This window comes from Rhodococcus sp. IEGM 1318 (genome assembly GCF_033142465.1).
In the GTDB taxonomy this organism is placed as follows: domain Bacteria; phylum Actinomycetota; class Actinomycetes; order Mycobacteriales; family Mycobacteriaceae; genus Rhodococcus_F; species Rhodococcus_F qingshengii_B.
The window spans coordinates 254,702-276,069 of the sequence record NZ_JAWLSC010000010.1 but is presented as its reverse complement, the minus strand read 5'-3'; the positions used below and the strand labels follow the sequence as shown (position 1 = coordinate 276,069).

21 protein-coding genes and 1 pseudogene are annotated in these 21,368 nt (G+C 60.5%); 8 read left to right on the top strand and 14 right to left on the bottom strand.

What is annotated here, in order from left to right; all coding sequences use genetic code 11:
* Window positions 1–7: 7 nt before the first annotated feature.
* Together katG and R4P65_RS23295 are read left to right on the top strand one after the other, a co-directional pair.
* Window positions 8–2,230, top strand: coding sequence for a catalase/peroxidase HPI (gene katG, locus R4P65_RS23300; protein WP_230816461.1), 2,223 nt, complete (start codon window positions 8–10; stop codon window positions 2,228–2,230).
* 79 nt (window positions 2,231–2,309) lie between these two features.
* Complete coding sequence (locus tag R4P65_RS23295; protein WP_230816460.1) at window positions 2,310–2,783, top strand: NUDIX domain-containing protein; 474 nt, start codon at window positions 2,310–2,312, stop codon at window positions 2,781–2,783.
* A 17-nt stretch (window positions 2,784–2,800) separates the two neighbouring features.
* On the opposite strand, the gene R4P65_RS23290 is transcribed toward R4P65_RS23295, so the two are convergent.
* From R4P65_RS23290 to ctaD, 3 genes are read right to left on the bottom strand one after another with little or no spacing between them, the layout of a single operon-like run.
* A complete protein-coding gene (locus tag R4P65_RS23290; protein ID WP_317828290.1) occupies window positions 2,801–3,622 on the bottom strand; it encodes a universal stress protein in 822 nt (273 codons plus the stop codon).
* Window positions 3,600–3,851 carry a hypothetical protein gene (locus R4P65_RS23285; RefSeq protein WP_317828289.1) on the bottom strand — a complete coding sequence of 84 codons (252 nt, stop codon included), beginning with the start codon at window positions 3,849–3,851 and terminating at the stop codon, window positions 3,600–3,602. The genes R4P65_RS23290 and R4P65_RS23285 overlap by 23 nt, the downstream gene beginning before the upstream one ends.
* Window positions 3,844–5,586: a cytochrome c oxidase subunit I gene (gene ctaD, locus R4P65_RS23280; RefSeq protein WP_317828288.1), complete on the bottom strand. Its 1,743-nt coding sequence runs from the start codon at window positions 5,584–5,586 to the stop codon at window positions 3,844–3,846. Before ctaD ends, R4P65_RS23285 begins: the two co-directional genes overlap by 8 nt.
* 199 nt (window positions 5,587–5,785) lie before the next feature.
* Between ctaD and R4P65_RS23275 the strand changes: the two genes are divergently transcribed.
* A complete protein-coding gene (locus R4P65_RS23275) occupies window positions 5,786–6,166 on the top strand; it encodes a VOC family protein (protein WP_317828287.1) in 381 nt (126 codons plus the stop codon).
* Window positions 6,167–6,169: 3 nt separating this feature from the next.
* Here R4P65_RS23275 and R4P65_RS23270 read toward each other — a convergent pair whose 3' ends face one another.
* From R4P65_RS23270 to R4P65_RS23260, 3 genes are all read right to left on the bottom strand, one after another.
* On the bottom strand, window positions 6,170–7,870 hold the full coding sequence (locus R4P65_RS23270; protein ID WP_317828286.1) for a GAF domain-containing protein: 1,701 nt from the start codon (window positions 7,868–7,870) through the stop codon (window positions 6,170–6,172).
* Window positions 7,860–8,591: a response regulator transcription factor gene (locus tag R4P65_RS23265; RefSeq protein ID WP_317828285.1), complete on the bottom strand. Its 732-nt coding sequence runs from the start codon at window positions 8,589–8,591 to the stop codon at window positions 7,860–7,862. Before R4P65_RS23265 ends, R4P65_RS23270 begins: the two co-directional genes overlap by 11 nt.
* A gap of 234 nt (window positions 8,592–8,825) precedes the next feature.
* Window positions 8,826–9,170: a nitroreductase/quinone reductase family protein gene (locus tag R4P65_RS23260; RefSeq protein WP_037129595.1), complete on the bottom strand. Its 345-nt coding sequence runs from the start codon at window positions 9,168–9,170 to the stop codon at window positions 8,826–8,828.
* A gap of 238 nt (window positions 9,171–9,408) precedes the next feature.
* Here R4P65_RS23260 and R4P65_RS23255 point away from each other — a divergent pair, with 238 nt between their 5' ends.
* On the top strand, window positions 9,409–9,630 hold the full coding sequence (locus tag R4P65_RS23255; protein ID WP_317828284.1) for an RGCVC family protein: 222 nt from the start codon (window positions 9,409–9,411) through the stop codon (window positions 9,628–9,630).
* Window positions 9,631–9,737: 107 nt separating this feature from the next.
* On the opposite strand, the gene R4P65_RS23250 is transcribed toward R4P65_RS23255, so the two are convergent.
* On the bottom strand, window positions 9,738–10,340 hold the full coding sequence (locus R4P65_RS23250) for a hypothetical protein (protein WP_317828283.1): 603 nt from the start codon (window positions 10,338–10,340) through the stop codon (window positions 9,738–9,740).
* Window positions 10,341–10,363: 23 nt separating this feature from the next.
* Window positions 10,364–10,813, bottom strand: coding sequence for a winged helix-turn-helix transcriptional regulator (locus R4P65_RS23245; protein WP_230816452.1), 450 nt, complete (start codon window positions 10,811–10,813; stop codon window positions 10,364–10,366).
* Between the two features lie 49 nt (window positions 10,814–10,862).
* Between R4P65_RS23245 and R4P65_RS23240 the strand changes: the two are divergent.
* A pseudogene (locus R4P65_RS23240) lies at window positions 10,863–12,083 on the top strand (MFS transporter); the annotation flags it as partial.
* Window positions 12,084–12,104: 21 nt separating this feature from the next.
* Here the strand turns inward: R4P65_RS23240 and R4P65_RS23235 are convergent.
* The 5 genes from R4P65_RS23235 to R4P65_RS23215 all read right to left on the bottom strand — a co-directional run bounded on the left by R4P65_RS23235 (window position 12,105) and on the right by R4P65_RS23215 (window position 16,624).
* Entirely contained in the window at window positions 12,105–13,355 is a 1,251-nt protein-coding gene (locus R4P65_RS23235; protein ID WP_317828282.1) for an amidohydrolase, read from the bottom strand.
* A 98-nt stretch (window positions 13,356–13,453) separates the two neighbouring features.
* Window positions 13,454–13,876, bottom strand: a complete 423-nt coding sequence (locus tag R4P65_RS23230) for a hypothetical protein (RefSeq protein WP_317828281.1) — start codon at window positions 13,874–13,876, stop codon at window positions 13,454–13,456.
* Window positions 13,877–14,041: 165 nt separating this feature from the next.
* Entirely contained in the window at window positions 14,042–15,436 is a 1,395-nt protein-coding gene (locus R4P65_RS23225) for an FAD-binding oxidoreductase (protein WP_317828280.1), read from the bottom strand.
* A 122-nt stretch (window positions 15,437–15,558) separates the two neighbouring features.
* A complete protein-coding gene (locus R4P65_RS23220) occupies window positions 15,559–16,107 on the bottom strand; it encodes a hypothetical protein (RefSeq protein ID WP_317828279.1) in 549 nt (182 codons plus the stop codon).
* A 64-nt stretch (window positions 16,108–16,171) separates the two neighbouring features.
* Complete coding sequence (locus tag R4P65_RS23215; protein ID WP_317828278.1) at window positions 16,172–16,624, bottom strand: hypothetical protein; 453 nt, start codon at window positions 16,622–16,624, stop codon at window positions 16,172–16,174.
* Between the two features lie 186 nt (window positions 16,625–16,810).
* Between R4P65_RS23215 and R4P65_RS23210 the strand changes: the two genes are divergently transcribed.
* The 3 genes from R4P65_RS23210 to R4P65_RS23200 all read left to right on the top strand — a co-directional run bounded on the left by R4P65_RS23210 (window position 16,811) and on the right by R4P65_RS23200 (window position 20,617).
* Window positions 16,811–18,508: a 3-ketosteroid-delta-1-dehydrogenase gene (locus R4P65_RS23210; protein WP_317828277.1), complete on the top strand. Its 1,698-nt coding sequence runs from the start codon at window positions 16,811–16,813 to the stop codon at window positions 18,506–18,508.
* 699 nt (window positions 18,509–19,207) lie between these two features.
* Window positions 19,208–20,026 (top strand): peptidoglycan DD-metalloendopeptidase family protein, encoded by an 819-nt coding sequence (locus R4P65_RS23205; protein ID WP_317828276.1) that lies wholly within the window; start codon window positions 19,208–19,210, stop codon window positions 20,024–20,026.
* A 153-nt stretch (window positions 20,027–20,179) separates the two neighbouring features.
* Window positions 20,180–20,617: a hypothetical protein gene (locus R4P65_RS23200; RefSeq protein ID WP_317828275.1), complete on the top strand. Its 438-nt coding sequence runs from the start codon at window positions 20,180–20,182 to the stop codon at window positions 20,615–20,617.
* Window positions 20,618–21,148: 531 nt separating this feature from the next.
* Here R4P65_RS23200 and R4P65_RS23190 read toward each other — a convergent pair.
* Window positions 21,149–21,292 carry a hypothetical protein gene (locus R4P65_RS23190; RefSeq protein ID WP_317828274.1) on the bottom strand — a complete coding sequence of 48 codons (144 nt, stop codon included), beginning with the start codon at window positions 21,290–21,292 and terminating at the stop codon, window positions 21,149–21,151.
* Between the last annotated feature and the right edge of the window lie 76 nt (window positions 21,293–21,368).

Sequence of the window (21,368 nt, the reverse complement as noted above, 5' to 3'; positions counted from 1 at the left end):
GATTACCGTGTCCGATAGTTGCCCGGTTGCTCACGATGGAAACACCGAGAGCACCAGCGAAAGTGAAAACCCCGCAATCTCGTCTCCGACACCTACCGGGAACCGTCCGAGAACGAACAGCGACTGGTGGCCGAATCAGCCGGATCTGTCGGTCCTCCAGACTCATTCGTCGAAGTCGAACCCGATGGGAGCCGATTTCGACTACGCCCAGGAATTCGCCAAACTCGACGTCGAGGCACTCAAGCGCGACGTCATCGCGTTGATGACGGCGTCGCAGGATTGGTGGCCGGCCGACTACGGTCACTACGGCGGACTCTTCGTGCGTATGAGCTGGCATGCTGCCGGCACCTATCGCATTGCAGACGGTCGCGGCGGCGGCGGTCAAGGCGCTCAGCGTTTCGCCCCGCTCAACAGTTGGCCGGACAACGCCAGCCTCGACAAGGCACGGCGCCTGCTCTGGCCCGTGAAGCAGAAGTACGGAAAGCAGGTTTCCTGGGCCGACCTGCTGGTGTTCGCGGGCAACTGCGCCCTGGAGTCGATGGGGTTCAAGACCTTCGGCTTCGGCTTCGGTCGAGAAGACATCTGGGAACCCGAGGAGATCTACTGGGGTCCTGAGGACACCTGGCTCGGCGACGAGCGCTACAGCGGAGACCGCGAGCTGTCCGGGCCGCTGGGCGCAGTTCAGATGGGCCTGATCTACGTCAATCCCGAAGGGCCCAACGGCCAACCGGACCCAGTAGCAGCTGCCCGCGACATTCGAGAAACTTTTGCTCGCATGGCGATGAACGACGTGGAGACAGCCGCGCTGATCGCCGGCGGCCACACCTTCGGCAAGACGCACGGCGCCGGCCCGGCCGACCTCGTCGGACCGGAACCGGAAGGCGCACCCGTCGAGCAGCAGGGGCTGGGCTGGAAGAGTGCCTTCGGCACGGGTGTGGGTAAGGACGCGATCACCAGTGGTCTCGAGGTCGTGTGGACTCCCACTCCGACGAAGTGGGACAACACCTTCTTGGAGATTCTGTACGGCTACGACTGGGAGCTGACCAAGAGCCCGGCGGGGGCGTGGCAGTGGATTCCGAAGGACGGCGCGGGGGCGGGCACGATCCCGGACCCGTTCGATTCGTCGGTCGGACGTACTCCGACGATGCTGACGACCGACCTCTCCCTACGCCTGGATCCGACGTACGAGAAGATCACCCGGCGCTGGCTCGATCATCCGGAAGAATTCGCTGAAGAGTTCGCCAAGGCTTGGTACAAGCTCCTGCACCGCGACATGGGACCGGTCACGCGCTACCTGGGGCCGTGGGTTCCCGAACCGCAGTTGTGGCAGGACCCTGTTCCCTCGGCCGATGATCAACTGATCGGGGACGCAGACATTGCGATCCTCAAGAGTCGGCTTCTCGACTCCGGGCTGTCCGTCTCGCAATTGGTGTCGACCGCGTGGGCGTCGGCTGCGAGCTTCCGCAGCACCGACATGCGCGGCGGCGCCAACGGTGCGCGAATCCGACTGGAGCCGCAGAAGAACTGGGAAGTCAACGAGCCCGCAGCTCTCTCCGCGGTGCTTCAGACTCTCGAGCGGGTTCAGCAGGACTTCAACCAGGCAGGTGGAGCCAAGGTTTCGCTCGCCGACCTGATCGTTCTGGGTGGTACAGCGGCCGTTGAACAGGCTGCGAAGAACGCCGGACAGGACATCACGGTCTCGTTCACTCCGGGACGTACGGACGCAACGCAGGAGCAGACAGACGTCGACTCGTTCGAGGTACTCGAACCCCGGGCCGACGGATTCCGTAACTACCTCAAGGGTGGGGAGAAGATTCCGGCAGAGATTCTGTTGGTCGACCGCGCATACATGCTGTCGCTGACCCCGCCCGAGGTGACAGTGCTGGTCGGCGGACTTCGCGCGCTGAACGCGAACTTCGGCAAGACCGGCCACGGGGTGTTCACCGACCGTCCCGAGACGTTGACCAACGATTTCTTCGTCAACCTTCTCGACATGGGTACCGAGTGGAAGCCGTCGAAGACGGACGAAAACGTCTACGACGGGGTTGATCGTGCGACGGGCGACCCGAAGTACACGGCAACTGCAGTGGACCTCGTCTTCGGATCGAATTCGCAACTGCGCGCACTCTCCGAGGTGTACGCCAGCGAAGACGCCAAGCAGAAGTTCGCCGAGGACTTCGCCGCCGCCTGGACCAAGGTGATGGACCTCGACCGGTTCGACGTCAACTGATCCAGCAGATCGTCGACGGCGCCCCGCGAGCTCGTTCTCGCGGGGCGCCGTCATTTCACGCGCACGATAGCGTGGTCGTGTGGCCGATCAATTTGCGCTGGTACCAGCGGTGTACGTGATGTTCTGTCGAAGCAACCCGCTTCAACGCCCGGAGGTGCTGTTGCAATTACGCGAGGGCACGGGATTCATGGACGGATACTGGGCTCACGGTGCTGCGGGACACGTCGAAATGGGGGAGCCGGCACTCGACGCTGCCGTTCGGGAGGCTGCGGAAGAACTTGGCGTCGAGTTGCTCTCCTCGGAACTGAAGCCGCTGACCGTGTTGCATCGCTGCCACGCGGAAGGGATCGAACCGGTGGATCATCGAGTGGACTTCTTCTACGAATGCCGTACGTGGTCGGGTGAACCACGCCGGATGGAGCCGTTGAAATCTGCAGATCTGCGGTGGTGGCCGGTTGACGAACTCCCGGAGAAGCTGGTCGACCACGAGCGTTTCGTGATCGAAGCCCATCACGCCGGTCAGCTCGCACCCATCCACAGCTACGGTTTCTGAGCGAGTGAGGAACGAATTCAGGCTTCGCTCGCAACGATGACCGGGCACTGAGCTTTTCGAATCATCGCACTGCTCGTCGTGCCGAGACCGGCGTCGTCGAACGAGCCTCGCCCACGCCGTCCTACGACGAGAAGCCTTGCCTCGGTGGAGAGTTGTTCCAGAATGGCCTCCGAGGGGCCGTCGAACTCGATCTGACGGATGGCGACGCCAGGGTAGAGTGTGGCCCAACCCGACAGTTGCCACGTCAGCGGGGTCGGGTGCTGGGGCGCGTGCCCGGATGCGAAGTCTCGACGCAACTCGGCCTCGGGCGAGGCAGCATGTACGACGACAAGTTCGGTGTTCACTGCGTCGGCTTCCTTGAATGCAATTGCCAAAGCGCTTTCACTGTGGGCGCTTCCGTCCAAACCGACAACAACGGGCAAGGCTGCCGCAGCGATGCTTTCACGCGGTGTTCCGACTTTTGCGAACGAACATGTCGGGCCAGGTGCGGCGAGATCGCCCTGTGGGTTGACGATCAAGGCGGCCTCAGCTGTAAGCGCGGTGAGGATTGCAGTGTTCTCCCCGGAGATCAGATCGGTCCGGATCCGAAGATCTGGCGACACCGACTCGGCGATCTGAATGGCCTCCATGAACAGGCCGGTCGGCGACGCCGAGGTGTTCGGATCACAAGGGTTCGGAGCTACGAAAACGATTCGCATCCAGAGACTGTGGCGATGCGCAAATTCTGCCGCCCACGTGATCACGCCGGGGCGCAGCGGGGATCCGTCGATGCACACGACGACCGCTCCGTCTGCGGACCACTCCGAGGTGATGAGGTCAGTCGATAATTCGGGCTTCATCGTGAACTCCTCGAGTTGTGTCTGTCGAATGCGAACTTGCTTGCAGGACAGTGCCGAACAACAATCCTGCGACGACTATCGAGCACACGGCAGTCGTCAGGGGCAACCACACGAGCGTCGTGACCGCGAACATGAGGGCGATCAACGGCGCGAGAAGATGGCCGGGTTTCGCTCGGCATTCGTGTTGCTGATTTTCTGCCCAGGCTCGGTACTTCGTGCCGTCATTCATGTTGTTTCACTTCAGTGCTTACCCCGGTAACCGACTTGTGTCCAAGCAGTCCGACGTGCGCCTCGTCGCGCATTCTCTCGACCATGTGTGGGTAGTGCAATTCGAACGCGGGCCGCTCACTGCGGATTCGGGGGAGTTCGGTGAAGTTGTGTCGCGGTGGCGGGCAGGACGTCGCCCATTCGAGCGAGTTTCCGAATCCCCAGGGATCGTCGACGGTCACAATTCGGCCGTACCGATAGCTCTTGAAAACGTTCCAGATGAACGGAATCGTCGAGGCTCCGAGCACAAACGCGCCGATGGTCGAGATCGTGTTGAGAAGAGTGAAATTGTCCGACGGCAGGTAGTCCGCGTACCGCCGAGGCATACCCTGAGCGCCGAGCCAATGCTGGACGAGAAATGTTGCGTGAAAGCCGATCAGGGTCAACCAGAAGTGAATCTTGGCGAGCTTCTCGTCCAACATCCGGCCGGTCATTTTCGGGAACCAGAAATAGATTCCGGCGTATGTCGCGAAGGCGATCGTTCCGAAGAGGACGTAATGGAAGTGTGCGACGACGAAGTACGTGTCGGTGACATGAAAGTCCAAGGGCGGGCTGGCAAGAATGACGCCGGAGAGTCCGCCGAACAAGAATGTGACCAGGAAGCCGACGGAGAACAACATGGGCGATTCGAAGGTCAACTGCCCCTTCCACATCGTTCCGATCCAGTTGAAGAACTTGACTCCGGTGGGAACTGCGATCAGGAAGGTCATGAACGAGAAGTAGGGGAGGAGAACGGCGCCGGTTGCGTACATGTGGTGTGCCCACACCGCGATCGACAGTGCCGCAATTCCCAGCGTTGCGTAGACCAATCCGGTGTACCCGAAGATCGGCTTGCGGCTGAAGACGGGAAAGATCTCCGAGACTATGCCGAAGAACGGTAACGCCAGAATGTAGACCTCGGGATGGCCGAAGAACCAGAACAGGTGCTGCCACAACATGACTCCACCGGTGGCGGGGTCGAACAGGTGCGCTCCCAGGTGCCGGTCCACCCACAGTCCGATCAAGGCAGCAGCGAGCAGCGGAAAAACGAGGAGAATCAGCATGCTGGCGACCAGCGCATTCCACGTGAAGATCGGCATGCGGAACATCGTCATCCCAGGGGCGCGCAGGCAGACGATCGTCGAAACGATGTTGACTGCGCCGAGGATGGTGCCGACGCCGCCGAGCGTGAGACCGATGATCCACAGGTCGGCGCCCATGCCGGGGGAGTGGAGTTCGCTGGTGAGCGGCACGTAAGCGGTCCAGCCGAAATCTGCCGCACCACCGGGTGTTACGAATCCGGCGGAGGCGATCAGGCCGCCGAAGAGGTACAACCAGTAGCTGAATGCATTGAGTCGCGGGAAACACACGTCCGGCGACCCGATCTGCAGTGGCATGAGGTAGTTGGCGAATCCGAAGAAGACCGGGGTCGCGTACAGCAGGAGCATGATCGTTCCGTGCATGGTGAACAACTGGTTGTACTGCTCGTTGGACAGGAATTGCATTCCCGGAACGGTCAATTCCATGCGCATGAGCAGCGCCATCAGTCCGCCGATCAGGAAGAAGGCAAACGATGTCACGATGTACATCAGGCCGATCATCTTGTGATCGGTAGTCCTGAGGATCTCGACCAGTTTCGAACCCTTCGGAGCGGTTCGGGGAGTTGCGCCGACGTGGATATCGACCTCGTTGACCGGCCGGGGTGCTAGATCAACCACGACGGCCGCCTACGCGAATCGACGCGACGAAATACCGAGAATGCCTGGGACTGTGGAACATAACGCAATGATCGTGGCGACTGGGAACTCGGACGAGGGGAAAAGGTCCCTAGGATCGGAACAGAGGCATGGCGTAGATCACGTGGTCCGGTACGGTCGAGAGAGTTGTCTTCACGGGCGGAAAGAAAGCGAGATTGTCATGGCATGCCGTATCAGTGAACTGGTGCTCGGTTGCCGGGAACCCGAGGTGCTGGGCCGGTTCTGGTGCGAGGTCCTGGACTTCGTCGTGCTCGATCGAATGGACGACGGTTCGTTGGAGATCGGCCCTCGCGAAGGCTTTGGCGGTCCACAGCCGACGATCATCCTCAGTCGCAGAGATGAACCGGAGAAGGGCAAGCCTCGCCTGCATATCGACGTCAACACTACTGATCGCGATCAGGAGGCCGAACTCGAACGCCTACTGGGTCTCGGTGCGCGCCCGGCTGACATCGGCCAGACAGGGCAGGAACAGTGGCATGTTCTCGCGGACCCCGAGGGTAATGAGTTCTGCCTGCTGAAGGCTCAACTCGATCCACTCTGATGCTCAACGGCCATGGATCGGTATCGGACTTCGCCTGGGGCTCAGCGGAACACGCCAGACCAATTCGGTGACACCGTTCTCGCTGGTGATGTTGCTCGAGCCTCCACATTGACGAGCGCGGGTCGCAAGGTTGTCGAGACCGTGGATTCTGGTCGCTTGGTCGATACCCACACCGTCGTCGACGATGCTGATGACAAGCTCCTCGGTGGCCCGGATTGTGACGTCGATGGCGTCGGCATGCGCATGTCGTAGAGCGTTGCTCAGGCCTTCGCGCACAACGGCTTCGGCGTGCGGGGCAAGTCGAGCCGGGACGGAACTGTCGATGGTTCCCTCGAAAGTGACGCTGGGAGTGATCGACGAGTGGCCGGACAGACCGTTGACGGCGTCGAGTAGTCGCCGCCGCAGACTTGTGGGCGTGGACATCTCGCTCGTGTGGAGGTCGAAGACTGCGGTGCGAATTTCGCGGACTGTCCGGTCGAGTTGATCGACAGAGGTGTCCAATACGGTTCGAACTGTGTCCTCGTCGCCTGGGCGCTGCAATACCCCCTGCAAGCTCAATCCAGTGGCGAACAGCTGTTGGATGACGTGGTCATGGAGATCACGCGCGATTCGGTCGCGATCTTCGAGGACGTCCACCAGTCTTTCTTTCCGTTGCTGTTCTGCGAATTCGACAGTGACAGAAGCGATGTCTGCCATTGCCGTCAGCTGCTCGATCTCCTCTGTACCCCACGGGCGGTCGCTGCGGCGTGACGCGAAGAGAACTCCGCCGCCGAACGAGGTTCCGGAGAGGGGGAGTGCGATCACCGATTCGTCGCCGGAAACATTCAGTGCCGGAACGGAACTGCCATGTGGTGCAGAGATCGGCCGACGACTGCGCGCAGCGTCGTCGATCACGGTCCCGGACAGATCGACGGCTGAGCCGATCGCGGGGACAGGCTGGGAATCGGCAGCATCGGCGACGTGGACTACCGGCTCTCTGCCGAGGTCGTAGCGAACCACGCACACAAGATTTCCATCCGTGAGATGCCGCGTCGTCCGAACCACCTCCGCTAGCGTCTCGTCGCGGGATCCGCCGCTGAGCAGACGTGCATTGACGGCGGCGACGGCCTTGAGCCAGGCTTCTCGCGTCCGGGATTCCTCGAACAGACGCGCATTGTCGATTGCGATACTCGCAGCATTTGCCAGGATCTGGAGTACGGCCTCGTCACGGTCGTCGAATGCGGTCCGGTCCGAGCTGTCCGCGAGGTAGATGCTCCCGAACACCTCGCCCCTGACGAAGATCGGAACACCGAGAAACGTGTCCATCGGCGGGTGATTGGTTGGAAACCCTGCCGAGGACGGATGCGAGGAGATGCGGTCGGTTCGAACTGGGCAGGGTTCTCGAACAACCAGGCCCAATAGCCCGTGACCTTCGGGAAGACGCCCGATCTCGGCAACCTGACCCTGATCCAAACCGGAGTGGATGAATCGCGACAAGCGGCCGTCAGGGGACTTCACCCCGAGCGCGCCGTAATCCGCCTCGAGGAGATGCCGCGCAACGTCGACTATCTGTTGCAGGGTTTCGTCGAGTTGGAGCGTGGACCCGACAGTCAACACGGCACTGAGCAGCTTGGGAATCGCAGTCGGGTTCAGAGCAGCCACTTCGGCGCTTGCGGCGATGTCGCCGAAAAGGCTGAGTATGAGCGCGTCGCGGCTACCTGGCATGGTGCGTGCCCGTGGTGGCGGAGAAGGGCGAGCCGGACGGCGTCAGCAGGTGAGTAGTCGCCAGGCCCGAAGGATCCGGGTGAGAAGTGCCCGCACGAAGCTTTGTTGCCAGAACTGCAGCCTGCGTTCGACGTTCGAGACCCAGTTTCTCGAGGATGCGTGAAACGTAGTTCTTGACTGTTTTTTCCGAGAGTTCTGCGTGCGTGCTGATCTCTCGATTGCTCAGTCCCTTGCCGATCAACTCGAAGATCAAGAGTTCCTGATCGGTCAACAGGGTTGCCGCAGTCCCCGACTCCTGCTCGGATCGGATGCGCCGCACTAAACCGATCACCGCCTGGGTGTTCAACAGCGATTTGCCGGAAGCAACCGTACGGATCGCTGAAACCAGGTCGTGGCCGCGAATGTTCTTGAGGACGAATCCACGCGCGCCGGCGATCAGGGCGTCGAGCAGTGCGTCGTCGTCGGAGTACGACGTGAGCATTAAGGTGGCTGCGTCCGGGTAGGTCGACGCCAGTTCTCGGCACAGTTCCACACCGTTGCCGTCGGGAAGTCTGACGTCCATGACAACCACGTCGGGTCGGCATTCGGGTATTCCGACCGAGGCTTCGCTAACACACGACGCCTCGCCCACAACATTGAATCCCGATACCTGATTCAACAGGTCTGCCAATCCACGACGGACGATCTCGTGGTCGTCGACCAGATAGATGCCGATCGTCACGGTGGTCACCTCTTCCAGCTCACGCCTGCCATCGATGTTACCGGACGGTAATGTCCCGACAGGATCGGGTTGTCCGACCGATGTTCGACAAAAAACCCGCGTCGAAGGGTGCGAGACCGAGTGTCGATTGCACAGGGTCAAAGGTCCCGACCGTCACGAGATCTGAATCACCACGATCTCGCGAGGCGGCGGGCGAGAGCTGAATATGATTGCGCCGGTGTCTGTTCGAGCCCGTCAGTCGACGGGAGCGAGTTCGACGGAGACGTAGACACCCTTGCCTTTTCGGTGTGCGAGTGCCTCGCCGGGGCGATCGATACCGTCCAGTTGGAGAACGATCGGACCTTGTTCCGGATAGAAATTGCGCCACCAACTCTTTTTGTCCGGCATGGCAACGCCGATTGTCACATGGTCACCTTTTCGTTTGTAGGACACGGGCGCGCTGAAGGTGCGACCGGACTTGCGTCCGACGTAGGTGATGACGGTCATCGAACGGCCCAGTAGTTTGCCTACGATCGGAGCACCGATCAGTGGTTGGACCACTACGTTCACGGCGGCGGATACACGTTGGAAAGTGTTCACGAGAAGCCCTTTCACGACGAATGCTGCACGAATTCGAATCCTGCACGGAAATGGTGTGTGCAGTAGTTCTATCCTGCTCGACCGGGATTGTCGCGTGGGCAGAAATTGGTACAAACCGGTGTGCCGAAGCGAGTAGCGTGGGGTACGTCGAGGGTCATTCGAATATGCGCGGTCAAGCCATGTCGTCCTCGACGCCAACCCGGTCTGTGGTCGAACGGCCGAGAACTGGAGCGCCTGTATGGCGTCGAACCCGTCCGATCTGTCGAATGCACGAGGGCAATCCGAGTCGACTGACGAGGATCAGAAAACACCGTCGATCTGCCCGGCGTGTCAGCACAGTATGGAATCCCACGATCCGCTCGGGGTTCGCTTCTGCGCAGTGACTGCCGACCGCGGTCTCGATCGAAAGTGCATCTGCGCTGCAGATCGCGAGGAAATTCAGCACTACTCGCGATACTGATCCGTCTGGGCATCACGTCCATTCCTTCTCAAGATTCGACTGTCACCTCGACGACACTGCCTGCGCCACTGAAACGCGCCGCGGGTGAACCGCACTGAGGGACAGATTCAGCGTCGTCGCGACCACTTGCCGCGCAGAAGCATCAGGGCGGTAAGGGTGAGGCCCCATCCGATTGTGGACAGTGCGACGCCCACGCCTGCCTGTCCGGTGACATCGGTACTGGCGTCGATACTGAACGCTGTGGTGAATCCTGCAGCAGTGCCGGCAGCTGCAGTCAGACCGCCCGCCTTCATCCATCGCGAGCAATGTGCGGAACCGAAACACACCAGAATCACTGTCAGTCCACAGGCAACGACCTGCCAGGTGGGGAACTGTGTCGGGGCAGGCAGGCCGGGGCCGCGGACTCCGCCTTTGTAGTCGGCTGACCAGCTGAGCCAGCCCACGCAAGACAGACCGCCCAGTGCAAAGGCCAATAGGCCGGTGCGCCACAGTCCTAGTGGGCCCGATCCCGTGTGCCCGGCGCCGAGGGCGGTCGTGGAGTGCTCCGGGCCAGTTCGTTCGGAACGCCAGATTGTCCAGATGATGCTCGCGCCGATGATTGTGGGCACGCCGACGAAGATGAATACAATCCAGAGAAACTGTGGCCAGGAAAACTCGAGATCGACAGTCATGATCGGAGTATGCGCGTACTTCGAATCCCGCGCGCTCATCTATCAATCTGGCGAGTTGCGAGTCAACCTTCCTCGACCTTCTCCACGTGTGTACTTGTAGGGTCCAGGTCGATATTCCGCGCGTTGATCAGTCGAAGCCTGGGAACCGGATCGCCCGTGGTGTCGTCGATCAAGATCGAGTGTGGCTCACCGTCATCGAAGGCGTGGCGCTCTCCCCACTGTCGCAGGCTAGTGATCACGATGAACAGATCCATACCGCGTTCGGTCAGGATGTACTCGTTGCGGGTACCTTGCGCGTTCGGTTGGACTTCGAAGATTCCCTGCTCGACAAGGACTTTGAGCCTGTCCGTGAGAATGTTCTTTGCGATGCCCAGGTTTCGTTGAAACTGACTGAATCTCGATGACCCGTCGAAGGCGTCACGCACGATCAACAGCGACCATCTGTCGCCGATGATGTCGGCCGCTCGGGCCGTCGGGCAGTGCGGGTCCGTCCATTGTGTGCGATCCGGCATCGAGTTCCTCATTGGTTGCGTTTTGAAACTGTATTGACGTAGCCTTCAAATGGTATCAAAACGCAACCAAGTTGAGGTGGAAGTGACTGCACGTCATGCTGTCGAGAACGCACGGGGCAGGTTGAAAATGCCTCGCGGACTTCGCCTGTTGCTCGCAGTGCTCTGCGGGGTCTCGGTAGCCAATATCTACTACGCACAGCCGCTCCTCGGGCAAATCGGCTCGGATCTTTCCATTCCTCCGGCCGGCCTCGGTTTCGTAGTCGCACTCGCCCAACTCGGTTATGTGGTGGGGTTGATCGTGTTGGTGCCACTGAGCGATCTCGTGAATCGAAAGAAATTGATCGCAATCCAGATCGTCTCTGCTGCAACGGGAACGATGCTTGTTGCTCTGGCCACCACGAATCTGCAGCTGTTGATCGGGATGGCGGTCGCAGGCACGTTCTCGGTAGTTGTTCAAGTCATAGTTGCCTACGCTGCGGCAATCAGTGACCCGGACGAGCGGGGCGCAAACATCGGTGTCATCACCAGCGGCGTTGTCGTCGGAATCATCCTCGCTCGGACTGTCGCCGGCGCAGTTGCGGATCTGGCAGGCTGGCGGGCGGTCTACGCGGGATCCACTTTCATTTCGGTACTGGTCGCGGCCGTCGCGTTGACGATGCTGCCGAAAGATCCTCGTTCGCAACCCGATAGGCGTTCGTACGTGCGCGCAATGGGGTCTGTCGTGACATTGACTCTTACGAACCGACTGTTTCGCACCCGGGCACTGATCGCCTTGTTCCTTTTCGCGTCCTTTGGTGCTTTGTGGAGCGGAATGGCCCTGCCGTTGAGTGAGGAACCATGGCGGTTGTCGACCACGCAGATCGGGCTCTTCGGAATCGCAGGATTGGTCGGAGCATTGGGCGCGGTCGGTGCCGGCCGGTGGGCCGATCAAGGCAAAGCGCAACGCGTCACCGGGGCGTCGTTGGTCGTTCTCTTGCTGTCGTGGGTATTCAACGCGCAGGCGACGCACTCGCTGGTGTTACTCGTAGTCGGTGTTGTTGCGTTGGACTTTGCCGTGCAGGCTGTTCATGTCACGAGCCAGAATCTGATCGTCGCGAACACGCCGGAATCGTCGGGGCAGATCATCGGTAGTTACATGGTGTTCTATTCGTTGGGCAGCGCGGCTGGGGCGGTTTCCACCACTATGGTTTTCGACGCGGCAGGGTGGGGCGCTGCAAGTTTTCTCGGCGGCGCCTACGCGTTTGCGGCCTTGATCGCATGGACGGTCGATCGCTTGCGGACTCGCATTACCCTAGGGAGTTGGGAGCCACGTCCTGGCCGCGACGACCAAGGCGTTCACACCGATTGTCAGGGTCGGCTCGATCACGGGGGCGTAGTGCGGAGAGTGATTCGACGGCACGGTTCGCAAAGCCGGATCGGTCATGTCACCTGTCGTGAACAGTGAAGGGTCAGTACCACCCAACAGCCAGTACGACAGTGGCGCACCGGCATTGGTCGCGAGGACACCGACGTCTTCACTACCTGCGCCCGCGCCGGGGTCGAGAATCTTGTTCGTTCCCAACCATTCGGCAAAAGCATCGAGGGTCTTGTCCAGCGCTGCCGGATCATTGACGACGATCGGAAAGCGCTCAGTCTCGGTGATGGTCGGTGGGGTGGGTGCACCGGCGGTGGCCGCTTCGCCCCGGACGATGCGGTCGACGCTGTCGAGGATGCGTTGACGCACACCGGCGTTGTAGCTACGGATGTTGAGTTGGAGTTCCGCTTCACCGGGAATGACGTTGGCGGCATCTCCAGCATGAATGGAGCCGACGGTGAGGACCGCCGTCGCAGTGCTCGGCACTTCGCGTGAAATGACAGTTTGTAGGCGGAGCACGGTTTCGGCTGCCATGACCACGGGATCGACGGAGTTCTCCGGCATCGATCCGTGCGCGCCTTTTCCGACCAGTCGCACACGCAACGAGTCCGATCCCGCATACGAGGGGCCGGCGTGCCCGGCGATCGTGCCCGCCGGTAGCGGCGATACGTGTTGTCCGAGAACGATGTCGGGCCTCGGGAATCGCTCGAACAGTCCGTCGTCGACCATGGCTTGCGCACCCGCGCCAAGTTCCTCAGCCGGTTGGAAGACGAGGACAAGAGTGCCAGACCAGGTCCTCGTATCCTGCGAGAGGATCCGGGCCGCACCGAGTAAGCAGGTCGTATGCAGGTCATGGCCGCACGCGTGGCTGACCGAGACGGTCTTTCCCTGATCGTCGGCCGTTGTCACGGTGCTGGCATAGTCCAATCCGGTTTCTTCCCGAACCGGGAGGGCGTCCATGTCCGCACGCAGCAGCGCTGTGGGGCCCGCTCCGTTCTTCAGGACTCCGACGACTCCGGTAGTCCCGACGCCGGTAGTCGTGTCGAATCCCAGTGCTGTCAAATGTCCTTCCACCAGCCTGGATGTTCGATGCTCGTGAAATCCAAGTTCCGGGTTGCCGTGGAGGTCTTTGTACAGGTCGATCAAATCCAGATCGACTGCGATTGTTTCGTGCAATGACGAGGTCATGGGCGTCCTCTCGGTAGCGTCTTTTCAGGCTAACCGGGATGACGGGTCGGTAAACAGGAGCTTAGGCACCACCGCGTCCGTGATGCGGAGTTCTGGTGCTACGGCACGTAGAACGATGTGACACCTGGGGTGATGATGGATCCGGCAACAGACATCACGGCGACAGCGACTTGACCGGTCCCGGTCTGCACGATCGCCTCTGCCGGGACTCCGTTCAGACCGTCCGAGAGCCGAGCGGATCCCGAGGCCCCGGTCGAAAGGTTCAGCCAGCGTACTTCGGACGAGAGCAGGCATCCCCAGCGGTCTTCCTTGCCGCCGGTGATCGTCACCGTGCCGGGTTGTTCGTCGACTACAGCTACGCAGCGGACGGCGGGCGCGTCGAAGCTGCCGTTCGGGTTGCCGTACGGCGCAGGGTTGATCTGAAACGGAATGGTCACCGAAGCGGATGCGAGGGCTACCGGCGTCAGAGCCGAAACGATCACGACGGATGCGCAGACGCTCAGTCGGCGAACGAGATTCATCACGGAAGCCTCCAGCCATATCCAGGTGATTTGCTTGTATTCCCCGACATAACGTCTTGGTCGTAACTTCCCTTCTTGCACCGCTGTATTGAAGACGACAGCCTCACCATATCCGGTTGCACAGAAGAATTCAGGTACTCGTCGCTATTCGATACAGTAGCGGCCTCAGATGCCGTCCGTCGAGCCGATCGAGGGGATCAGAACGCGCGGGTTCAAGATGTTGTTGGGGTCGACAGCATTCTTGATGGTCCTGTTCAGTTTGCTGACGACGTGATCGAGCGAATTCGAAAGAGTATCTCGTTTATCCTGTCCTACACCATATTCTGCCGTTGCAGAACCTCCCAAGTTTCTCGTCAGTTCATAGATCTCTTGTCGTGCTGCAGAGGCGGCTTCCGCGGCGGCCTCGTCTCCGATGGGGTAGTTGAGGACTGGGTGCGTGAGCTCGTCAGCGGCGTGGGTGTAGCTGACGATGGTGGTGCTGTAGCGCTTTGCGATGTCGGCTATACCGTCGGTGAGCTCGGGGAGTCTGTCGATGGGTACCGCGACGTCGTCGCCGATGACCACCCCTTTCTTCTCGAAGGCTTCGTAAACGGCATAGCGGGGGCGGATGAACAGTTCGCCTTCGTGAGGGTCGTCGGTAGCGTATGTAGCTGTGGCTCGATGCTTTTCGCAGAGAGTGCTCATCAATTTCATCTCTGTCTCTGCGCCGTTACCGGCGTCGGATCGCCCGATCAGTAGTGCTCCGGCATCGGTGTCCAGTTCCATGTTGAGGAAGTCTTCCGCCACCTTGATGGCTGCGTTGTCGAGGATTTCGAGTTCTGAAGGGCGTATGGAACTTGTGATATCTCGGGCAGCGGCGACTGCGTCGGCCATGAGTGGAAAGAAGGCCACCAATGTGTGGGGAGTCGGAGGCTGGGGGATGAGTCGCAGCGTCAGTTCGGTTATCACACCGAGCGTTCCTTCACTGCCGACGAATAGCTTGGTCAATGCAAGCCCTGGGCTGTCTTTGATCCGTTTTCCGCCCAGGTCGGCGACGGATCCGTCAGGCAGCACAACCGTCATACCCAGGATGTAATCACTGGTGACGCCGTATTTTATGCAGCACGGTCCGCCTGCGTTGGTGGCGGCATTACCGCCGATGGAACAGATTTCATAAGACGACGGGTCTGGTGGATAGTACAAACCTTCGCGCGCGGCAACAGCCTTGACGTCATTGGTGATTGCCCCTGGTTCGACGATCGCGGTTCGTGACGAGACGTCCACTCGAATAGATTTCATTCGCTCGAGGCTGAGGGTGATAGCGCCGTCGACGGCGGTGGATCCGCCGACGACGCTCGTGCCGGCGCCCCGTGGAATGACCGGGACATTGTGACTGTTGGCGAAGCGCAAGGTCTCCTGGACGTCGGCTGTCGTCGAAGCACGTATGACGGCGATCGGCGTGCCGGCTGCGGGATCGAAACTCCAGTCCTGCCGATAGGACTGGAGTAGATCTGGATCTGTGATCATCGCACCCGGCGACAATCGCTGGGCGAGCGTGTTCAAAGCGTCGACATTGACCATGATCTGGCTTCAGCCTTCCGATCCGAGATGTGAAACTCATTGTGTCCAAGGCATGTCCGTGGACCTAAGAGTTGAAAGTTAGTATCTCGAGTGCGGTTGAGATCCACCGAATGTGGCGCACGTCATATGTTGCTGAGGTCGGTCAGTACCTGATCGAAGGCGCCGGCACGTCCAGGTGTCACTACCTTCTGAAACAGTGTCAGGACACATTCGTCAAGGGTGTCCGTTGCCGTGAGGGTTCTTCTGGTGACGATACTTCTACCGGACCATCGCCCACGTTCCATGTGAGCCAATGCGATTCCGTCACGCCGGGCTGTTGCCTTTCGGCCCGATGAATGAACGAAGAGGTATCTTCTGCCCGCGATATCGACTTCGCACAGCTTGTTCTTGCGGCGCATGGCCTTTGGCTTCTGGTCGATCAGGGTCCCGATCGTTCCGTCGGACAATCGAAGTGATGCAGGTCGGCCTTTGCGGAATGTGAGCCTGGGTCGATCCTGCTCGGCTGTTGACGGTTTCCTCTTCCGCCCGTCGGCAACGCTCTCCAATCCGTCGTCGGGTGCGGGAATCAGTTCGCCTTGGATGCTCCCCGACGGATCGAATATCGATACGGCCGAACTACCTTCGGCAAGGTTCACGAACCAGCCGGTCTCGGTAGGGGAGTTCCATTTCATGCAGATGATTATCCTTCATCAGTGCCGAGGAACATCCGCAGATAGTCTGAGACGCGAATCGCGGTCAGGATTCGACAGTCACTTCGACGACGCCATCGTCGCTGTTGAAACGAACCGCCGGCCAGTACCCGTCCATGAAATGCAAACCGCACGAGTCTGTCAGACCAAGGACGACGTGGTTGTCGGGAAAGACCTCGACGGACTCGAACACCAAATCGCGCAGTGCATCGATCACTTCGTCCTGTGACGGAGCTTCTTCGCTGAATTCGCTGACAATCGCTTCGACAGCCAGACGATGAAGAGCCTGGTGCTGCTCGAAGACGTGGCGTAGGCGGGGAAGCATGCCGCGTACGGCGTCAGGCTCGAGTGAGTGGGCGATAAATCCGACGTCCCGCCCGTCGAGGCTGCAGGTCAGGCTGTAGTAGTCGTCGTCCAATCGCTCACCGTCGGACAAGATGTAGTGCCCGCGGACAAGGGTGCCGAGCGTTTCGTCAACGATGCCGGAGTCTGTCGTCACGAGAGCAGCCTAAAGGTCGACGAGGGCAAGGCGTAGTTCTGCTGAGACGGCCACAACGCCCGAACCGTGGCAAGAGCTGTTTTCGCCAATCCACTCGCAATGTCCCGCTGACTGGGCATCCGGAACCTTCTGCGCCGCGACTGCCTTAGCGTTCTACGTCGATAACCACGTGAAGGGATTTGTTCAATGGCTAAGAATCAGGCACCCCCCGCGACACAAGCCAAGGACATCGTTGTCGATCTATTGGTCATCGGGTCCGGTACCGGCATGGCTGCCGCCCTCACCGCGAACGAACTCGGCTTGTCCACGCTGATCGTGGAGAAGACGCAGTACGTCGGCGGTTCGACGGCGCGGTCCGGTGGGGCGTTCTGGATGCCTGCCAACCCGATCTTGGCGAAAGCCGGTGCGGGCGACACCGTTGAGCGCGCGAAGACATACGTGCGTTCGGTGGTCGGTGATACTGCGCCTGCCCAACGAGGAGAAGCCTTCGTCGACAACGGTGCGGCCACCGTCGACATGCTCTACCGCACGACGCCCATGAAGTTCTTCTGGGCCAAGGAATACTCCGATTACCACCCCGAACTGCCGGGCGGTAGCGCCGCCGGACGTACTTGCGAGTGCCTGCCGTTCGACGCGTCGGTACTGGGAGCGGAACGCGGTCGCCTGCGCCCCGGTTTGATGGAAGCCGGACTGCCGATGCCGGTGACGGGTGCGGATTACAAGTGGATGAACCTGATGGTGAAGAAGCCGAGCAAGGCTTTCCCTCGCATCATCCGCCGCCTGGCGCAGGGCGTTTACGGCAAGTACGTACTCAAACGTGAATACATCGCGGGCGGTCAGGCGCTCGCCGCCGGCCTGTTCGCCGGTGTGGTCCAGGCCGGTATCCCGGTGTGGACGGAAACGTCGTTGGTTCGGCTCACCACCGAAGATGGCCGCGTAACGGGTGCAGTTGTGGTGCAAGACGGACGTGAAGTGACGGTGACCGCTCGGCGCGGTGTCGTCCTGGCAGCCGGCGGGTTCGACCACAACATGGAGTGGCGCCACAAGTACCAGTCCGAGAGCCTCGGTGAGCATGAGAGCCTGGGCGCAGAGGGCAACACCGGCGAAGCGATCGAGGCAGCACAAGAGCTCGGCGCAGGTATCGGATCGATGGATCAGTCCTGGTGGTTCCCCGCGGTGGCAAGCATCAAGGGCCGCCCGCCGATGGTGATGCTCGCAGAGCGTGCGCTGCCCGGCTCTTTCATCGTCGACCAGACCGGTCGTCGATTCGTGAACGAGGCGACGGACTACATGTCGTTCGGCCAGCGCGTGCTCGAACGGGAAAAGGCTGGCGATCCGGCCGAGTCGATGTGGTTTGTTTTCGACCAGGAGTACCGCAACAGCTATGTGTTCGCAGGCGGTATCTTCCCCCGTCAGCCGCTTCCGCAGGCGTTCTTCGAGTCGGGCATCGCGCACCAGGCGAGCAGTCCGGCCGAACTTGCCCGCAAGGTCGGTCTCCCCGAGAATGCGTTTACCGAGTCCTTCCAGAAGTTCAACGAGGCCGCTGCTGCGGGTAGCGATGCGGAGTTCGGTCGCGGCGGCAGTGCATACGATCGGTACTACGGCGACCCGACGGTGTCTCCGAACCCGAATCTCCGGCAGCTCGACAAGAGCGCCCTCTACGCGGTGAAGATGACGCTCAGCGATCTGGGCACCTGCGGCGGTGTGCAGGCGGACGAGCATGCACGCGTGCTTCGTGAGGACGGCAGCGTCATCGACGGCCTGTACGCGATCGGCAATACCGCGGCCAACGTATTCGGTCACACCTACCCGGGCGCCGGCGCGACGATCGGCCAGGGACTGGTGTACGGATACATCGCGGCCCATCACGCAGCAGAGAAGTAGCTCAAACTATAGATGCACTAGCTAGTAGATCGACCTGACGGGAGATCAGCGCGCGTTTCGATGCCGGAACGTGCACTGGTCTCCCGTTCGGCGTGTAGCAGCATTGCCAGCTGTATGTCCCATCTCGATAACGCTGACGTGCCGGGTGGCCGAGGCGCGGTATCGTCTCCAGAAGTGATGTGAGGCACTGGGACTCTTTCACCAGATGCCGTGGAATGAAGTGGCGCCTGATATCGACCGGTCGGGTCGAAAACGCAAAAACAGGTATGTACCCAGGTAATTCAACCGTGGTGTGGAGCGTCGTGAAGCGACAGCGTATGAGGTGATTCCTCATCCGCAACGCAAGGATCTCCATGTTCCACCCCATTTCCGACCAACCGGGTAGACACCCACCCTGTCGATCTTCGAACAACATGCCCTCAGTTCGGTCCGGCATTCGTCGTCCTCGATCAACGATCGATTCAGGCACTGCCTCGATGTAGAACCCGTATCTCCTGTGCTGTCACCAGGAGATACAGACCTGCGGGTCTATGCGCGCGATCGCGTTCGAGAGTGGTCACCGTACTTCTCTCCATGGCGCAATCCGAAAATCTCACTCCAACGGAGTCTTGGTGCGATGCACCGCGTAGCTCAGCACGTACTGAGTGCTGTCTGGCGGTGGAACCTGCGCCGGCTCCGAGCACATCAGTCAAGGAAATTATGAGTAAGCACAGAAAACACAAGCCTTCCAGCACAAAACGATTCATCGCCGTAACTGCAGGACTGGGCGCCCTTGTGGGGGCCGGAGCAGTTGTCAATGCAGGTACCGCCGGTGCGCAAGGCTGGTCGGCGAGTTGCAGTTGGGAGTGGCCGGTAAGCGGATCACTTTCGCAGGGGTACCACGCAGGACATGACGGAGTCGACTTCGCTGTCAACGTCGGCACCGCGCTCCACGCGCCCACATCGGGCACAATTTCTGTTGCCGGACCCAATGATCCGGGTGGATACGGAACGTACATCCAGTTGGAAGCGGACAGTGGCGAGCAGATTCAGATGGGCCACCTCTCCGAAACATGGGTCGGTGTGGGGCAACACGTCGAGGTAGGCGACCAGATCGGGGCAACGGGTAACACCGGTAGCTCCACCGGTCCACATCTGCATCTCCGCATTCACAGTGGAGGCGCAGTCGATCCCATGTCCTTCCTGGGTTCGATCGGCGCGTGCGATACCGGGTCGAGTATTGTTCCCGCGCCCGCGCCCGCGCCCGCGCCCGTGCCGGCACAGGACGTAGCACCCGAATTTGCACCGGAACCGGCGCCTGCGCCCGTTGTCTACTCTGAGGCATCCGAATCTGCACCGGTAGAAAGCATTCCGGAGTCGGAGACTCCAGCGTCCGGCTCAGAGGTAGTCGTTGCAGCCGGTGATACATTGTTCGACCTCGCGGCAGAACGAGGTCTCACCTGGCAGCAGGTGTGGGACATCAATCCACAGATCGCCGATCCCGATCAGATCTTTGTGGGCGACGTAATCAACTTGTGAGAGTGAATAATTCGATACTGATCCTGGGATGAGTCAACGATTCGTATACGACCGGTTCCAGTACCCGAGTTAACTCCGAGTTCCAGTTGGTGCGCGTGAGCGCTGCAGCCGGGCCGTGCATTTCACGGTCCGGCTGTTTGCGCGCTCCGAGAAGTGATTCCCACCGAAGTGCTGATGCGTGGTGGTTCGCTTCTTGGACAGCCGCAGCCAATCGCTGGGGATTTTGCCGATTCTATTGAATCCGTGAACCGGTCCACGATCACCTCCCTACGTCGACGTTGGTCAGATGAGGACGTCGATAATTTACGGGCGCAATTGCTCGATCAGTCGCAGATCGTCAAGCCGCCCCACACTCTCGTCTCCCCACGGGCGGGGACCGACGATGGTCTGGTAGATGTGCGCGGCCTGTCTGCGGGTAGCGGTGGATTGGACATCCGGTATCTCACGTTGGAAGGGATTGATCTCAGTTTTGCTCGGGGTGTGATCTCCGTCTTTGAATCCGAATTATCCGACTGCCGTTTCGATTTCGTGGCACTGACCGGACAATCCAGGTTCAGCCAGGGCAGTATCCGAAAATTCCGAGGAGACTGACGATCTCCTACGGCTCGGCCTGCATCGGCTTCCGCTCGCCGAGTTTCCGAGGTTACGGTCGATGGCTACGATCATGGCTCACTGCGACGGGCAGGACGAACTCGAGCGCGGCCTGGCAATCCTTCTGGAGGGTCTGGCGACGGCTTCGCCGCCGTCGAGTGCAGAAGCCTGACCACTGCCACGTTGGGTGGCGACATGAGACGACCTCGACGGCCACACAATTCAGGGGACCGACGAGGCCGGTGAACGCCAGTGAGGTCACTGACGTTTACATATTAACCGTACGTGTCACGGTTGGAGGGCGGCGGCGAGCTTCGTCCTGGGTGTGTGAGTGTTTCGTCCTGCTTCGCCCATTTCGGGCGGTTCTTCTCTCGAGTGCCGGCTGGTATGCGCAGATTGCACGGTGAACGACCTGCAAGCTGCGCGTGTGCAAAGACGCCTGAACGGCGCCTTCCGTCCGCCAGGATGAACGGACGGAAGGCGCCGTATCAGATGCGGGTGCCCGCATCCGTCGAGATCGGTCTGGGCCTGTCAGGGTTGAAATTCTTCATTGTGGGGATTCTCCGGCGGGCTGGTTGCGAGTATGCGTTTCCACCACTTTTGCCGCTGCGGGTCTTCGTTCCAGACGACCGGTTCGGCCAGGGTGGTGGCGGGGGCCATGGTTGTCGCGGACATAGTGGACCTCCTGGGATGAACGGTTCTTGTGCAGGCGATTTCGCACAATGCGCTGCAGAATCCTGCGGTGCGATCC

What these genes read in the sequence shown, in the direction of transcription:
- R4P65_RS23245 (WP_230816452.1), bottom strand. Translation starts at nt 10,813, where the DNA reads ATGCCGGATCGCACACAATGGACGGACCCGCACTGCCCGACGGCCCGA.
- R4P65_RS23190 (WP_317828274.1), bottom strand. Translation starts at nt 21,292, where the DNA reads ATGTCCGCGACAACCATGGCCCCCGCCACCACCCTGGCCGAACCGGTC.
- R4P65_RS23220 (WP_317828279.1), bottom strand. Translation starts at nt 16,107, where the DNA reads ATGAAATGGAACTCCCCTACCGAGACCGGCTGGTTCGTGAACCTTGCC.
- R4P65_RS23285 (WP_317828289.1), bottom strand. Translation starts at nt 3,851, where the DNA reads ATGAATGACGGCACGAAGTACCGAGCCTGGGCAGAAAATCAGCAACAC.
- R4P65_RS23225 (WP_317828280.1), bottom strand. Translation starts at nt 15,436, where the DNA reads ATGGTCAATGTCGACGCTTTGAACACGCTCGCCCAGCGATTGTCGCCG.
- R4P65_RS23255 (WP_317828284.1), top strand. Translation starts at nt 9,409, where the DNA reads ATGGCGTCGAACCCGTCCGATCTGTCGAATGCACGAGGGCAATCCGAG.
- R4P65_RS23290 (WP_317828290.1), bottom strand. Translation starts at nt 3,622, where the DNA reads ATGAAGCCCGAATTATCGACTGACCTCATCACCTCGGAGTGGTCCGCA.
- R4P65_RS23235 (WP_317828282.1), bottom strand. Translation starts at nt 13,355, where the DNA reads ATGACCTCGTCATTGCACGAAACAATCGCAGTCGATCTGGATTTGATC.
- R4P65_RS23205 (WP_317828276.1), top strand. Translation starts at nt 19,208, where the DNA reads ATGAGTAAGCACAGAAAACACAAGCCTTCCAGCACAAAACGATTCATC.
- R4P65_RS23250 (WP_317828283.1), bottom strand. Translation starts at nt 10,340, where the DNA reads ATGAGCGCGCGGGATTCGAAGTACGCGCATACTCCGATCATGACTGTC.
- R4P65_RS23210 (WP_317828277.1), top strand. Translation starts at nt 16,811, where the DNA reads ATGGCTAAGAATCAGGCACCCCCCGCGACACAAGCCAAGGACATCGTT.
- R4P65_RS23230 (WP_317828281.1), bottom strand. Translation starts at nt 13,876, where the DNA reads ATGAATCTCGTTCGCCGACTGAGCGTCTGCGCATCCGTCGTGATCGTT.
- R4P65_RS23275 (WP_317828287.1), top strand. Translation starts at nt 5,786, where the DNA reads ATGGCATGCCGTATCAGTGAACTGGTGCTCGGTTGCCGGGAACCCGAG.
- R4P65_RS23270 (WP_317828286.1), bottom strand. Translation starts at nt 7,870, where the DNA reads ATGCCAGGTAGCCGCGACGCGCTCATACTCAGCCTTTTCGGCGACATC.